The 14,649-nt window shown below is 74.2% G+C and carries 13 protein-coding genes; 7 read left to right on the top strand and 6 right to left on the bottom strand.

From position 1 onward, the window contains the following. Positions 1-27: 27 nt before the first annotated feature. On the top strand, positions 28-1,545 hold the full coding sequence (guaB, locus tag I598_RS07780) for an IMP dehydrogenase (protein ID WP_068202471.1): 1,518 nt from the start codon (positions 28-30) through the stop codon (positions 1,543-1,545). An 85-nt stretch (positions 1,546-1,630) separates the two neighbouring features. On the opposite strand, the gene I598_RS07775 is transcribed toward guaB, so the two are convergent. Then, positions 1,631-2,353 carry an exonuclease domain-containing protein gene (locus I598_RS07775; RefSeq protein ID WP_068202470.1) on the bottom strand — a complete coding sequence of 241 codons (723 nt, stop codon included), beginning with the start codon at positions 2,351-2,353 and terminating at the stop codon, positions 1,631-1,633. Between the two features lie 133 nt (positions 2,354-2,486). Here I598_RS07775 and I598_RS07770 point away from each other — a divergent pair, with 133 nt between their 5' ends. The 3 genes from I598_RS07770 (at position 2,487) to I598_RS07760 (ending at position 5,759) form a co-directional block, all read left to right on the top strand. Beyond that, positions 2,487-3,611: a GuaB3 family IMP dehydrogenase-related protein gene (locus I598_RS07770; protein ID WP_068202469.1), complete on the top strand. Its 1,125-nt coding sequence runs from the start codon at positions 2,487-2,489 to the stop codon at positions 3,609-3,611. Next, a complete protein-coding gene (locus I598_RS07765) occupies positions 3,608-4,066 on the top strand; it encodes a GNAT family acetyltransferase (protein WP_232314294.1) in 459 nt (152 codons plus the stop codon). Before I598_RS07770 ends, I598_RS07765 begins: the two co-directional genes overlap by 4 nt. A 70-nt stretch (positions 4,067-4,136) precedes the next feature. Beyond that, positions 4,137-5,759 carry a succinic semialdehyde dehydrogenase gene (locus tag I598_RS07760; protein WP_068202468.1) on the top strand — a complete coding sequence of 541 codons (1,623 nt, stop codon included), beginning with the start codon at positions 4,137-4,139 and terminating at the stop codon, positions 5,757-5,759. Between the two features lie 123 nt (positions 5,760-5,882). Here I598_RS07760 and I598_RS07755 read toward each other — a convergent pair whose 3' ends face one another. From I598_RS07755 to I598_RS07745, 3 genes are read right to left on the bottom strand one after another with little or no spacing between them, the layout of a single operon-like run. Further along, on the bottom strand, positions 5,883-6,557 hold the full coding sequence (locus tag I598_RS07755) for a SanA/YdcF family protein (protein WP_068202467.1): 675 nt from the start codon (positions 6,555-6,557) through the stop codon (positions 5,883-5,885). Continuing rightward, the gene (locus tag I598_RS07750) at positions 6,554-7,669 is read right to left on the bottom strand and encodes a DUF4031 domain-containing protein (protein ID WP_068202466.1); all 1,116 of its coding nucleotides are present in this window, start codon (positions 7,667-7,669) and stop codon (positions 6,554-6,556) included. The genes I598_RS07755 and I598_RS07750 overlap by 4 nt, the downstream gene beginning before the upstream one ends. After that, positions 7,666-8,364, bottom strand: a complete 699-nt coding sequence (locus tag I598_RS07745) for a FadR/GntR family transcriptional regulator (protein WP_068202465.1) — start codon at positions 8,362-8,364, stop codon at positions 7,666-7,668. The genes I598_RS07750 and I598_RS07745 overlap by 4 nt, the downstream gene beginning before the upstream one ends. 143 nt (positions 8,365-8,507) lie before the next feature. On the opposite strand from I598_RS07745, the gene I598_RS07740 reads away from it, so the two are divergent. The 3 genes from I598_RS07740 (at position 8,508) to I598_RS07730 (ending at position 11,153) form a co-directional block, all read left to right on the top strand. Then, positions 8,508-9,071, top strand: a complete 564-nt coding sequence (locus I598_RS07740) for a gluconokinase (RefSeq protein WP_083973044.1) — start codon at positions 8,508-8,510, stop codon at positions 9,069-9,071. 49 nt (positions 9,072-9,120) lie between these two features. Then, positions 9,121-10,500, top strand: coding sequence for a GntP family permease (locus I598_RS07735; RefSeq protein ID WP_068202464.1), 1,380 nt, complete (start codon positions 9,121-9,123; stop codon positions 10,498-10,500). Positions 10,501-10,625: 125 nt separating this feature from the next. Continuing rightward, positions 10,626-11,153, top strand: a complete 528-nt coding sequence (locus tag I598_RS07730) for a gluconokinase (protein ID WP_068205122.1) — start codon at positions 10,626-10,628, stop codon at positions 11,151-11,153. On the opposite strand, the gene I598_RS07725 is transcribed toward I598_RS07730, so the two are convergent. Beyond that, positions 11,140-12,411 carry an acetate/propionate family kinase gene (locus I598_RS07725; RefSeq protein WP_068202463.1) on the bottom strand — a complete coding sequence of 424 codons (1,272 nt, stop codon included), beginning with the start codon at positions 12,409-12,411 and terminating at the stop codon, positions 11,140-11,142. The genes I598_RS07730 and I598_RS07725 overlap by 14 nt on opposite strands. Continuing rightward, positions 12,408-14,561 carry a phosphate acetyltransferase gene (pta, locus tag I598_RS07720; protein ID WP_068202462.1) on the bottom strand — a complete coding sequence of 718 codons (2,154 nt, stop codon included), beginning with the start codon at positions 14,559-14,561 and terminating at the stop codon, positions 12,408-12,410. Before pta ends, I598_RS07725 begins: the two co-directional genes overlap by 4 nt. Positions 14,562-14,649 lie beyond the last annotated feature (88 nt).

The following is a 14,649-nucleotide window of genomic DNA, read 5'->3' as shown; positions in this document are numbered from 1 at the left end:
TGCGTGGCGTCGCCGTAGACTCGTGCCATGACGGACACCTCCTCGCCCGCGCACGACCCGTTCGGATTCCTCGGCCTGACCTACGACGACGTCCTGCTGCTGCCGGGGTACTCGGACCTCGCGCCGTCGGACATCGACACGACCTCGCGGCTGACCCGGGAGATCTCCCTGCGCGTCCCGCTGGTCTCCGCCGCGATGGACACCGTCACCGAGGCCCGCATGGCGATCGCGATGGCCCGTCAGGGCGGGCTCGGGGTCCTGCACCGCAACCTGTCCATCGAGGACCAGGCGCGGCAGGTCGACCTCGTCAAGCGCACCCAGACCGGCATCATCGACAACCCGGTGACGATCGGCCCGGACGCGACGCTCGAGCAGCTCGACCAGCGCGCGGGCGAGTTCCGCGTCTCCGGGTTCCCGGTCCTGGACGCCGCGGGCAAGCTCGTCGGCATCGTGACGAACCGCGACCTGCGGTTCACGCCCGTGGCCGAGTGGGCGACCACGAAGGTGTCCGAGGTCATGACCCCGCAGCCGCTCATCACGGGCCCGGCCGGGATCTCCCGCGACGACGCGACCGCCCTGCTGCGCAAGCACAAGCTGGAGCGCCTGCCGCTGGTCGACGAGGAGGGGCGCCTCACCGGCCTCATCACCGTCAAGGACTTCGTGAAGTCCGAGCAGTTCCCGAACGCCTCCAAGGACGGCCAGGGCCGCCTGCTCGTCGGTGCGGCCATCGGCTACTTCGGTGACGCGTGGGAGCGGGCGACCACGCTCGTCGACGCGGGGGTGGACGTGCTCGTGGCGGACACCGCGCACGGCAACGTCCGGATGCTCGTCGACATGGTCGAGCGGCTCAAGAAGGACCCGGCGACCAAGCACGTCCAGGTCATCGGCGGCAACGTCGCGACCAAGGAGGGTGCCCAGACGTTCGTCGACGCGGGCGCCGACGGCATCAAGGTGGGCGTCGGCCCGGGCTCCATCTGCACGACCCGCGTCGTGACCGGCGTCGGCGTCCCGCAGATCACCGCCGTGTACGAGGCGTCGCTGGCGGCCCGCGCCGCGGGCGTGCCCGTCATCGCCGACGGCGGGATGCGCCACTCCGGCGAGATCGGCAAGGCGATCGTCGCCGGCGCCGAGGCCGTCATGCTGGGCTCGATGCTCGCCGGCACCGAGGAGGCGCCGGGCGACACCATCCTCGTCAACGGCAAGCAGTTCAAGGCCTACCGCGGCATGGGCTCCGTCGGCGCGATGAGCTCGCGCGGCAAGAAGTCCTACTCCAAGGACCGCTACTTCCAGGCCGAGGTGGCCAGCGACGACCTCATCGTCCCCGAGGGCGTCGAGGGCCAGGTGCCCTACAAGGGCACGCTGTCCCAGGTCGCGCACCAGCTCGTCGGCGGGCTGCACCAGACGATGTTCTACGTCGGTGCCCGGACCGTCCCCGAGCTGCAGGAGAAGGGGCGGTTCGTGCGCATCACGTCGGCGTCGCTCAAGGAGTCGCACCCGCACGACGTCGTCATGACGGCCGAGGCGCCGAACTACCGCGTCTCCTGACCCGTCGCGTCCGGTGAGGGCGGTGCCACGGAAACCCGTGGCACCGCCCTCCTCCGTTCCCGGTGGTGCCCGGAGGCCCGGTGCGTCAGCCGGTGGCGCGCGGCTCGACGGGCCAGGCCGGTGACGCGCCCGGGCCGGGCAGACCCTGCGACCGCCGCCAGGCGTTGAAGTCCTCCGCCCAGGAGCGGTGCGCGTCGCGCTGCGCCAGGTGCAGCGCGTCCAGCGCGACGGACCGCAGGTCGGGGAACCGCAGCAGCAGCGCCTCGAGCACGTCGAGGGTGGCCAGCACGTCGACGTCGGCGGTGTGCAGCTCGCCCTCGCCCGTCACGCCGTACAGCTCGACGAGGTCGCCGAGCCGGCGCTTGCCGCGCCGGTGGCGGTCCCGCCAGCGGTCGATGACCAGCGGGTCCAGGACCGGCGACACCGGCCGGCCCAGCCGCTCGGGCAGGGTGGGCAGCCCGTGGCGGGCGAGCTCGGCGTCGAGCAGCGTGAGGTCGAAGGCCGCGTTGTAGGCCACGACCGGCACCCCGGCGGCCGCGTGCTCCGCGAGGAACGTCGCGATCTCCTCCAGCGCCTCCGCGGGCGGGCGGCCGTGGGCGCGGGCGTGCGCGGTGCTGACGCCGTGGATCGCGGCCGCCTCCGCGGGGATCTCGACCCCCGGGTCGATCAGCCAGGTCCGCACCTCGGTGGTCTGCCGGGTCCGCACCACGAAGGCCGCGGTGACGATGCGGTCGGTGTGCACGTCGACCCCGGTGGTCTCGGTGTCGAAGCCGAGCAGCGGCCCGGTGGCCCAACCCGTGTCGTCCATGTGGATCCCTCCCTGCGACGTCCTGGACCGCAACGTCCCACGAGCCACCGACACGGCTCCTCGCCGGGGCCGCCACCATCCCGACGGCGGACGGGGGCGGCCCCCGCGCGGCCGCGCCGGTAGGCTGGAGGGCGTGAGCAACGAGATCGAGATCGGCCGTGGCAAGCGCGGACGCCGCGCGTACTCCTTCGACGACATCGCCGTGGTGCCGTCGCGACGCACGCGCGACCCGAAGGACGTCTCCACGGGCTGGCAGATCGACGCCTACCACTTCGACCTGCCGATCCTCGCGGCGCCGATGGACTCGGTGATGAGCCCCGACACCGCGGTCGCGCTGGGCAACCACGGCGGCCTCGGTGTCCTCGACCTCGAGGGCCTGTGGACGCGCTACGAGTCGCCGGAGCCGCTGCTGGCGGAGATCCGCGACCTCCCCGTGGCCCAGGCGACCCGCCGGATGCAGGAGATCTACGCCGAGCCGATCAAGCCCGAGCTCATCACGCAGCGGCTCAAGGAGATCCGTGCGGCGGGCGTCACGGTCGCCGGCGCGCTGTCCCCGGCCCGCACCCAGGAGCACTACCGGACGGTCGTCGACGCCGGGGTGGACCTGTTCGTCATCCGCGGCACCACCGTCTCGGCGGAGCACGTGTCCGGCAACGCCGAGCCCCTGAACCTCAAGCGGTTCATCTACGAGCTCGACGTGCCCGTCGTCGTCGGCGGCGCCTCGACCTACACCGCGGCCCTGCACCTCATGCGCACCGGCGCGGCGGGCGTGCTCGTCGGGTTCGGCGGCGGCGCGGCGCACACCACCCGCGTCAGCCTCGGTATCCACGCGCCCATGGCCACCGCGGTGTCCGACGTCGCGGCCGCGCGGCGCGACTACCTGGACGAGTCCGGCGGCCGGTACGTGCACGTCATCGCCGACGGCGGCGTCGGTCGCTCGGGCGACGTCGTCAAGGCGGTCGCGTGCGGCGCCGACGCCGTGATGCTGGGTGCCGCCCTGGCGCGCGCGTCGGAGGCGCCCGGCCGCGGCTGGCACTGGGGCCCCGAGGCGCACCACTCCCAGCTCCCGCGCGGCGAGCGCGTCGAGGTCGGCACCGCCGGCACGCTGGAGGAGATCCTCTTCGGGCCGGGTCACCACGCCGACGGCACGACCAACCTCGTCGGCGCGCTGCGCCGCGCGATGGCGACCACGGGCTACTCCGACCTCAAGGAGTTCCAGCGGGTCGAGGTCGTCGTCTCCCCGTACCAGCCCCGGTGAGCAAGGTCTCGACGACGGACGGGGTGCAGGCGAGCGAGCCTGCCGTGATCGACGAGATCCGGGACGCCGACGTCGAGCACGTCGTCGCGCTGTGGGAGACCTGCGGGCTCGCCCGGCCGTGGAACGACCCGCACCGGGACGTCGACGACGCCCGACGCAACCCGACCTCCACCGTCCTGGTCGCGCGCGAGCAGGACGCCGTCGTCGGCACCGTGCTGGCAGGGTACGAGGGGCACCGGGGCTGGTTGTACTACGTCGCCGTCGCCCCCGACCGGCAGGGGACCGGCCTGGGACGGCGGCTCGTAGCCGCGGCGGAGGACTGGCTGCGCGGGGCCGGGGCGCACAAGGTGCGGCTGATGGTGCGCACCACGAACACCGGCGTGCTGGGGTTCTACGCCTCCCTGGGCTACGCCGACGCCGAGTGCACCGTGCTCGGGCGCGACCTGTCACGCTGACGGCGAACGACCCGGACATCCCGGGGCACAGTTCACCGGAGCGTCACCGGGCCCGGCTAGGGTGTCGCCCATGGCAACAGCGCACGAGAGCGACGGCGCTCTGGGTGATGTGATCGACCCCGAGCTCCCCGCGTCCACCTACGTCCTCGAACCCGAGGTCGTGGAACCCCTGGTCCGGCGGGTCGTCACCTCCCACGACGCCGGGGTGCACCGCAGCATCCTGCCGTTCACCGGGGCGCCGCTGGCCGCGGTGCCGCTCTCGTCCGTCGCGGACGTCGCCGAGGCCGTCACCCGGGCGCGCGCGGCCCAGCACGACTGGGCGGCCCGCCCGCTGCAGGACCGGCTGCGCGTCGTGGACCGGCTCGGCGTCCTCGTGCTGCAGCGCCAGTCCGAGATCCTCGACCTGATCCAGATGGAGTCGGGCAAGTCCCGCCGGTCGGCGTTCGAGGAGGTCGCGGACGTCGCGCAGCTCTGCCGCCACTACGTGGTGCGCGGCCCGCGCTACCTCGCGGACCGCCGGGAGCCCGGGGCGCTGTCGCTGCTGACGGGCGTGCGCGTGCACCGTCGCCCGGTCGGCGTCGTCGGGGTGATCTCCCCGTGGAACTACCCGCTGACGCTCGCGCTCGCCGAGGCGGTCCCCGCGCTGCTGGCGGGCAACGCCGTCGTGCTCAAGCCCGACCCGCAGACCATGCTGTCCGCGCTGTGGGCCGCCGAGCTGCTCGCCGAGGCGGGCCTGCCCGACGACCTGCTCGGCGTCGTGAGCGGGGCCGGCGACATCGGCGCGGCGGTCGTCGAGCGCGTCGACCACATCGTCTTCACCGGGTCCACGGCCGTGGGCCGGAAGGTCGCCGCGCGGGCCGGGGAGCGGCTCGTCGGAGCGACCCTGGAGCTCGGCGGCAAGAACCCGCTGTACGTCGCCGCGGACGCCGACCTCGACGCCGCCGTGCCCGGCGTCGTCCGCGCCTGCTTCTCCAACTCCGGTCAGCTCTGCATGTCGATCGAGCGGCTCGTGCTGCACGAGCGCATCGCCGACGCGTTCCTCGAGCGGTTCGTCCCGGCGGTCCGCGAGCTGTCCCTCGGGTCGGGCCTCGACTACACGGCCGACGTCGGCTCCCTCGTGTCGGCCGACCAGCTCGCCCGGGTCGCCGGGCACGTCGACGACGCCCTCGCCAAGGGTGCGCGCGCCCTCACCGGTGCCGTGCACCGGGCGGACGTCGGCCCCTACTTCTACGCACCGACAGTCCTCGACCTCGTGCCCGACGACGCCGTCTGCCTGCGCGAGGAGACCTTCGGCCCGGTCGTGACCGTGTCCCGCGTGGCCAGCGACGACGAGGCCGTCGCCGCCATGAACGACACCGAGTTCGGCCTCAACGCCTCGATCTGGTCCCGGGACGTCGCCCGGGCGAGGCAGCTCGCCGCCCGGGTCGAGGCCGGCACCGTCGTCGTCAACGACGGCTACGCGTCCGCCTGGGGGAGCGCAGGTGCCCCGATGGGCGGCATGAAGGCCTCCGGGCAGGGCCGTCGCCACGGCCGCGAGGCGATCGAGGCCGTCACCGAGGCGCAGACCGTCGCCGTCCAGCGGGGCCTCGGGGCGGGCGTGTCGATGGACACCCTCTACCGGCTCGGTGGCGACACGCCCAGCGCGGTCCTCACCACCGCGCTGCGGACGATGCGCCGTCTGCGCATGCCCTGACGGCACCCGTGGCGACCCTGTGCTGACTCGCGCGACCCTGCGCTGACTCGCGAGTCAGCGCAGCCGGGCGCGAGTCAGCGCAGGGTCTCGCGAGTCAGCGCTGGGTGCGGTGGGTCAGGGCAGTCACCAGGCCTCGCGGGCGGCGGCCCTCCAGGAGGCGGGCAGCTCGCGCACCCGCCACCAGGCGGCCTGGACCGGGGTGACGCTGGTGGCGGACACCCCGACGCCGGTGGCGTCGAGGCCTGCCCGGGCGCACGAGAACAGGGCGCGGCGCAGGTGGTAGTCCTGGGTGACGACGACGGCGGTGCGCACGGCGTACTCGTCGTGCGCGCGGCGGCACGTCGCGGTGGTGTCGAAGCCCTCGCGGTCCAGCACGAGCGCGTCGCCGGGCACACCGAGCCCGACGATCCAGTCCGCCATCGACCCGGGTTCGTCGTAGGGCGTGCCGTCGGCGCGATCGGCGCCGTCGCCGGACAGCACGACCCGGTCGGCGGCGCCCGCGGCGTACAGCTCCGCGGCGGCGGCGAGCCGGCGGCGCAGGTAGGTCGACGGGGTGCCGTCCGGGCGCAGGCCCGCTCCGAGCACGACGATCGCGTCGACGGGGGTCTGTGCGGCCTCCGCCACGGACCCGCGCACGCGGGCGTGCCCGGTGGCCTGCACCCACGCCACCGGGAGCAGGACGGCGAGCACCAGCACGGCCGTGCCGCCGACAAGCAGGCGGCGGCGCGCGCGGCGAGGCCGGGTGCGGTCCACCGGAGCGGCCGTGCGGTCCGGGCTGGTCGACGGTCCGTCGGTCACGCGTCCTCGTCCCTGTCGTGGCCCTCGGGACGGGACCCGTCCGCGGTCGTGCTGCCCGAGCCCTGGCCGCCGTCGGCCCCGGACCCTGACCCGTGCGTGGGCCCAGCGGCGTCGCGGGAGAGCCCGGCGGCCTCGGTGCGCAGGTTCGTCCCGGCGGCGTGCGACCAGCGGTGCCGTCCCGCAGCCGTGCGGAAGAGTCCGGGCCCGTCGTGCAGGGCGAGCAGGTGGTCGACGACGGCGCCGCGACCGCGGCGGAACGCGGCGTCGGGGACGTGCCCGTACTCGGCACGCACCTGGGCGACGTACCGCGCGTAGCGGGCGGGCGGGGCGCCGAGCACGGCGAGGTCGGCGTCGCTCACCAGGGCGCCGATCGCGTCGTCCGGGGCGGGGTCGTGACCGGCCGTGAGCCGCACCAGCCGGGCGACCTCGGCCACGTCGGCCGCGGTGAGCGGTGCGGGCCGGCCCGCAGCGTCGGCTCCGGCACGTGCGCCGGCGCGAGGGTCGGGCGCGGCGTCGACCGCCGGGTGCGCCACACCGACCAGGGGGCCGAGCAGGTCGCCGACCAGCGCGGCGGAGGCGTCCTCGTCGGCCGGGGTGGCGCCGTCGTGCACCGCGTCGTGGAACCACAGTGCGACCGCGGCGTGCCAGGGGGAGCCGGGTGCGCCGTCGGCGACGAGCTCGTCGAGCCGGTCGAGGACGTCGGCGAGGTGCAGCCGGGAGTGGTAGACGCGGTGCGGCTCGCGCCAGCGGTCGACGAGGTCCGTCCCGACGGCCAGGTGGTGCGCGGCGGCAGCCTCGTGGCGCCACAGCGGGTCCCAGCGGTCGAGCAGCGTGCCGCGGTACGCCCGTCGGCGTTCGTGGCCGGGTACCCGCAGCCCGGACGCGGCGAGGCGCCGGGCGAGCGTGCCGCCGTCGAGCGGCACGGCGCCGGCGGCGACGAGGTCGTCGTACCGCTCGGCGGGGACGTCGTAGTGGTCGAGGTCGAAGCCGCGGTCGGGGACGCCGACGGCACGGGCGAAGGACCGCAGCTCGTGCAGCGAGGTGTCGGACACGAGGTGCGACCAGAGGCGGTCGTGGGCGGGCCAGGCCGGCGGGTCGAGCAGGACCGTCATCGGGCGGGTCCGTCGGTCAGGGTCTGCTGCACCTCGCCGACGAGGGCGCTCATGGCGGCCTGTGCCGCCCCCGGGTCGCCCGCGGCGACGGCGCGGGCGACGGCCTCGTGCTGGTCGAGGGCCTCGGGGACGGGGGAGGCGGGCATGAGGCCGAGGTGGGTGCGGCCCGCGAGGACCTCGGCGACGACGTCGGCGAGGCTGCCGAAGAGCTCGTTGCCGCTGGAGCGCAGCAGCAGCTCGTGCATGCGGATGTCGAGGGCGAGGAACGTCTCGAGGTCGCCGTCCTCGCCGGTGCGGCGCATGCGCTGGGCGAGGTCCAGGAGCTCGCCGCGCACGGCGGGTGCGGCGTGGCGGGCCGCGCCGGCGGCGGCGAGGGGTTCGACGGCGTGGCGGAGCTCGGTGAGGCTGCGGAGCTGGGCGTCGCGGCCGGGGCCCTGGAGCCGCCACCGGATGACCCGCGTGTCGAGGACGTTCCAGGACTCGATGCCGAGGACGACGATCCCGACCCGGCGCCGGGAGCGGACGAGCCCGAGCCCTTCGAGCGCCCGCATGACCTCGCGCGCCACGGTGCGGGACACGCCGTGCTCGGCGCTGATGCCCTCGAGGGTGAGGGAGGTGCCGGTGGGGACGTCGCCGCTGGTGACGGCACGACCGAGCGCGTCGAGCACGCTCTCGTGCAGGGCGGGGACGGTCATGGCGCCGAGCCTAGTGCGCGCCGGTGCTCCGCACGATTGGTAGCATCATTTTTGCCAAAGGTGCTATCAATGGTCCATCCTCGTGAGACGATCGACGGCACGGCGCCGTCGCCGGACAGCCCAGGACAAGGAAGTCGACCCACATGGACACCGACGTCACCCGCCCCGCGCCCGCCGGGCACCAGGACGACAGCGGCCACCGCAGCGCCGAGCACCTCGTCGTCATGGGTGTCGCAGGCTCCGGCAAGACCACCGTCGCCGGTCGCCTCGCCGCCCGCCTCGACCTCGTGCTCGCCGAGGCCGACGAGTTCCACCCCGCCGCCAACATCGCCAAGATGTCCGCCGGCACCCCGCTCACCGACGCCGACCGTGCGCCGTGGCTCGCGGCGATCCGGGACTGGCTGAGCAGCGAGGCGGACGCCGGCCACGCCGCCGTCGTCACCTGCTCCGCGCTCAAGCGCACCTACCGGGACGTGCTGCGCTCCGCCCACGGCACCGTGCGGTTCGTCCACCTCGACGGCAGCGCCGAGCTGCTCGCCGGCCGCATCGGTGAGCGCAGCGGGCACTTCATGCCGCCCACGCTGCTGCCGTCCCAGCTCGCCGACCTCGAGCCGCTCGCCGACGACGAGGACGGCGTCGTCGTCGACGTCACCGCCACGCCGGACGAGATCGTCGAGACCGTCCTCGCCTGGCTCGACCGAACCTGACCGTCCGTACCCCGACCACCTGACCGCAACGACGCACCGGAAGGTCCCCATGACCGACGACTGGACCCAGACCCTCACGGCCGGCCCGCTGCTGGGCATCGCCGCCGCAGCCGTCGCGCTGCTGCTCGTCCTCATCATCAAGCTCCGCCTGCACGCGTTCCTCGCGCTCGTGCTCGTCAGCCTCCTCACGGCGATCGCGACGGGCCTGCCCGCCGGCGGGATCGTCGACGTGCTGCTCGACGGGTTCGGCTCGACGCTCGCGTCGGTGGCGCTGCTGGTCGGCCTCGGCGCGATGCTGGGTCGTCTGATCGAGACGAGCGGCGGCGCCCAGGTGATGACCGACGTGCTCATCGACAGCTTCGGGGAGAAGCGTGCGCCCCTCGCGCTCGGCGTCGCGTCCCTGATCTTCGGGTTCCCGATCTTCTTCGACGCCGGCCTCGTGGTCATGCTGCCGATCATGTTCTCGGTGGCGCGCCGCCTGGGCGGGTCGCTGCTGCTCTACGGCCTGCCCGTCGCCGGTGCGTTCTCCGTCATGCACATCTACGTGCCGCCGCACCCCGGCCCCGTCGCGGCGTCGGAGTTCCTCGGGGCGAACGTCGGCATGGTGCTGCTGCTCGGGCTCGTCGTCGCGATCCCCACCTGGTACGTCACCGCCTACCTGTTCGGTCGGGTGACGGGCCGCCGCATCGAGCTCCCCGTGCCGGAGATCCTCGGGCGCGCCGACGAGGTGCAGGAGGCGAACCCGCCCCGCTTCGGGACCGTCGTCGGCATCCTCCTGCTGCCGCTCGTGCTCATCTTCGCCAACACCGGGCTCGCGGCCGCCGCGTCCGCGGGCTGGGTCGACGGCGACTCGACGCTGGTCGCCTGGGCCGGGCTCATCGGCTCCACGCCGGTCGCGCTGCTGATCTCCGTCCTGGTCGCGGCCTGGGTGCTGGGACGTCGTCGCGGCGTCGAGAAGACCGCGCTGGAGAAGACCCTCGACGGCGCGCTCGGTCCCGTCTGCTCCGTCATCCTCATCACCGGTGCGGGCGGCATGTTCGGCGGCGTCCTGCGCTCCTCCGGGATCGGTGACGCCCTCGCCGAGGCGCTGAGCGATCTCGGCCTGCCCGTCATCGTCGCGGGCTTCGTCATCGCCGCCGTGCTGCGCGTGGCGCAGGGCTCCGCCACGGTCGCGCTCACCACCGCAGCAGGGCTCATCGCCCCGGCCGTCGCGGCCGGCGGGTTCGGCTCGCTGGAGACCGCCGCGATCGTGGTCGCGGTCGCCGCCGGGTCCGTGGTGCTCAGCCACGTCAACGACTCGGGCTTCTGGCTGGTCGGCCGGTTCTTCGACATGGACGTCAAGACGACGCTGCGCACGTGGACCGTCATGGAGACGGCGATCGGCGTGATGGGCTTCGCGATCGCCGGTGCGGTGTTCGCCGTCGTCTGAGGCGGGGTGAAGTACCGGGACGTGACTCGATTCATTGATAGCACCTTCCTTGCGGAAGGTGCTATCAATGCGTCACGCTCGTGCTGCGCGCGGTGTGGTCGCGCTCCCACGACGAGGAGTTGCCCATGGAAGCCGGTTTCGCCACCACGGCGTTCGGCCCGCCGCACCGCGGCGTCGCCCGTCCGCTCCTGGTCGGTCACCTCGTCGTGATGGGCGTCGCCGGAGCGGGGAAGTCGACCATCGCCGAGCTCCTCGTCGGCCGCCTCGGCATCGGGTTCGCCGGCGGCGACCCCCGCGCGCGGCCCCGGCCGGACGCGCTCGGACAGCACCTCGCCGCCGCCACCGCCGTCGGGCGCTCCGTCGTCGTCGCCTGCCCCGCGCTCCGCCGCGCCGACCGCGACCGGCTGCGGGAGGCCGGCCCGGTCCGGTTCGTGCACCTCACCGGCAACCCCGACCTGATCCACGACCGGATCGGCGGCCGCGCCGGCCACCTCGTGCCGCCGTCGCTCCTGCCGTCCCAGCTCGCCACGCTCGAACCTCTCGCGGCCGACGAGGACGGGCTCGCCGTGGACACGGCGCTCCCGCCCGACGTCGTCGTCGAGCTCGTCGTCGACTGGCTCGTCCGGACCCGGACGCCCCTCAGCCGGCGGTGACCGCCCGCGGCGGCTCGAGGTGGTCCACGGCCTCCACGCACTGCCGGGCGATCGCCAGCTCCTCCATCGTCGGGATCACCATGACCAGGGTCTGCGCCCAGTCGGGGGAGACGATCCGCTCACCACCCCGCTGCGCGTTGCGCTCCGGGTCGACGGCGATGCCCAGACCCTCCAGGTCCGCGCACACGGCGGCACGCACGTCGACGTCGTTCTCCCCGACGCCCGCGGTGAACGCGATGACGTCCACCCGGCCCAGCAGCGCCGCGTACGCGCCGACGTACTTGCGCAGCCGGTGGATGTACACGTCGAACGCCAGCTGCGCGTCCTCGTCGCCGGCGTCGATGAGGGAGCGCAGCTCGCGGAAGTCGTTGACCCCGGACAGCCCCAGCACCCCGGAGCGCTTGTTGAGCAGCGTGTCCAGCTCGTCGACGCCGAGCCCCGCGTTGCGCGCCAGGTGGAAGAGCACCCCGGGGTCCACGTCCCCCGACCGCGTGCCCATGACGAGCCCCTCCAGCGGCGTCAGACCCATCGACGTGTCGACCGGCACCCCGCCCCTGACGGCCGACGCCGACGCCCCGTTGCCCAGGTGCAGCACGATCGTGTTGAGGTCCTGCACCCGCCGGCCCAGCACGCGCGCCACCTTGCCCGCCACGTACTGGTGGCTCGTGCCGTGGAACCCGTACCGGCGCACCCCGTGCTCGGTGGCCACCTCGCGGTCGATCGCGTACGTGTACGCCGCCGGCGGCAGGCCCTGGAAGAACGCCGTGTCGAACACCGCGACGTGCGGCACGTCGCCCAGCAGCTCGCGGGCCACCCGGATGCCCTGGACGTTCGCGGGGTTGTGCAGCGGCGCCAGGGGGACGAGGGCCTCGATGCGGTCGATGATGGCGTCGTCCACCACGACCGGCCCCGAGAACTCCGCCCCGCCGTGCACCACCCGGTGCCCGACCGCGTAGATCCCGGCGTCCGCCAGGCGCGGGCCGATCTCGTCGAACATCCCCAGCGCGAGCCGCAGCGCCTCGCCGTGGTCGGGCACCTCCAGCTCGCGGCGCGTCCGGTTGCCGGCGAAGGTGTGCGTGACGATGCCCGACGGCTCGCCGATCCGCTCCACCGTGCCCGCCGCGATCGCCTCCCCGCCCACCGGGTTCACCAGCTGGTACTTCAGCGACGACGACCCCGAGTTCAGCACCAGCACCGACCCGTGCGCGCCGTACGCGCTGTACGGGTTGGGCCGCTCGGCCTCCGGGACGATGCTCATGCGGACTCTCCGTTCGTGGCGCCCTGCGCCTGGATCGCGGTGATGGCGACGGTGTTGACGATGTCGGCGACCAGCGCCCCGCGGGACAGGTCGTTGACCGGCTTGTTGAGGCCCTGGAGCACCGGCCCGATCGCGACCGCGCCCGCCGACCGCTGCACGGCCTTGTACGTGTTGTTGCCCGTGTTGAGGTCGGGGAACACGAAGACGCTCGCCCGGCCCGCCACCGACGACTCCGGCAGCTTCGACGCCGCGACCGACGCGTCGACGGCCGCGTCGTACTGGATCGGGCCCTCCACGTTCAGCTCGGGGTGGCGCTCGCGGACCAGCTCCGTGGCGGTGCGCACCTTGTCCACGTCGGCGCCGGAGCCGGAGGTGCCGGTCGAGTAGGAGAGCATCGCGACGCGCGGCTCGACGCCGAACTGCGCGGCCGTCTGCGCGGAGGACGCCGCGATGTCGGCGAGCTGCTCCGCCGTCGGGTCGGGGTTGACCGCGCAGTCGCCGTACGCCAGCACCCGGTCGGGCAGGCACATGAGGAACACCGACGACACGACCGAGACCCCGGGGCGGGTCTTGATGATCTCGAACGACGGCCGGATGGTGTGGGCCGTCGTGTGCGCCGCCCCCGAGACCATGCCGTCGGCGAGGCCGAGGTGGACCATCATCGTGCCGAAGTACGACACGTCGGTGACGATCTCCCGCGCCCGCTCCACCGTCATGCCCTTGTGCGCGCGCAGCCGCGCGTACTCGGCGGCGAACCGCTCCACGTGCTCGGCGTCGTGCGGCGACAGCACCCGGGCGGCGGAGACGTCCAGGCCGAGCGCCGTGGCGCGGGCACGGATCACCGTCTCGTCGCCCAGGATCACCAGGTCCGCGATCCCGCGGGCCAGCACCGTGGAGGCCGCGCGCAGGATCCGGTCGTCGTCGCCCTCGGGCAGCACCACGGTGCGACGGTCCGCGCGCGCCCGCTCCATCAGCTCGTGCTCGAACATCAGCGGCGTCACCACCGGCGTCCGCTCGACCGCGAGCCGGGCCAGCAGCTCGTCGCCGTCCACCCGCTGCTCGAACATCGCGCGCGCCACGTCGTGCTTGCGCTGCGCCGTCGCCGTCATCGCGCCCCGGGTGCGGCTCGCCGCCCGCGCCACCTCGTACGTGTCCCGCTCGGTGAGGACGATCGGGACGTTCGGCTGCAGCGCCGCCGCGAGCTGGCCGGAGCGACCCGTCGGCCGGTAGCCGCCGGTGAGGATGACGCCCGCCAACGACGGGAACCGGGGCGCCGCCTGCACCGCCAGCATCCCCAGGAGCACGTCCGTACGGTCGCCCGGCGTGATGACGACCGTGCCGTCGGCCAGCCGGCCCAGCAGGTTCTCGAACGTCATCGCGCCCACGATCACGTCCAGCGCCTCGCGCGCCATGAGGTCCTTGTCGCCGAGCAGCAGCGTGCCGTCCACGGCCTCGGTGAGCTGCGCGATCGTCGGCGCCGTGAGGAACGGTTCCTCCGGGATCACCCAGGTCGGCAGGTCCTCGCCCGAGAGCCGGGCGCGGGTCGCGCGGTCCGCGTCGGCCACCGCGCCCTCCGCCCGGTTGACGACGACAGCGATCGGCTGCGCGTGGTTCGCCCGCAGCTCCGCCAGGGAGAGCCGCGCGAGCGTCGTCACGTCCTCCAGGTCACGGTCACGGCCCGACACGACGAGCAGGACGGGGGAGTCGAGGTTCGCCGCGACGCGCGCGTTGAACGCCAGCTCGGTCGCGCCGGACACGTCCGTGTAGTCCGTGCCGAGGACGACCACGGCGTCGCACTTCGCGGCGACCGCGTGGTACCGGTCCACGATCCGCGCCAGCGCGGCCTCCGGGTCCGCGTGCACCTCGTCGTACGTCACGCCGACCGTCTCCGCGTACGTGAGGTCGACGCCGTCGTGGGCGAGCATCGTCTCCAGGACGTGGTCGCGCACCTGGCCGCCCGCCGCGGACGGCCGGTCCGGCACCCGCGAGACCGCCCGGAACACCCCGACCCGCTGCACCTGGCGGACCAGCAGCTCCAGGACGCCCAGCGCCACGGTCGACTTGCCGGTGTCCCCCTCGGGAGACGCGATGTAGATGCTGCGTGTGCTCACTGGCCACCTGTCCTGATCGCCCTGGGTCGGTGCACCCATTGCACCCCATCGTGCCGCGCCACGCCGACGTCCGACGCGGTGAGAACGGTCACGAGGGTGCTGACGTCGCAGGTGCCCGCGCACCTGC

The organism is Isoptericola dokdonensis DS-3 (genome assembly GCF_001636295.1).
Classification (GTDB): Bacteria; Actinomycetota; Actinomycetes; order Actinomycetales; family Cellulomonadaceae; genus Isoptericola; species Isoptericola dokdonensis.
Note: the sequence above shows the minus strand (reverse complement) of the source record. Positions and strands in the feature narration are given on the sequence as shown.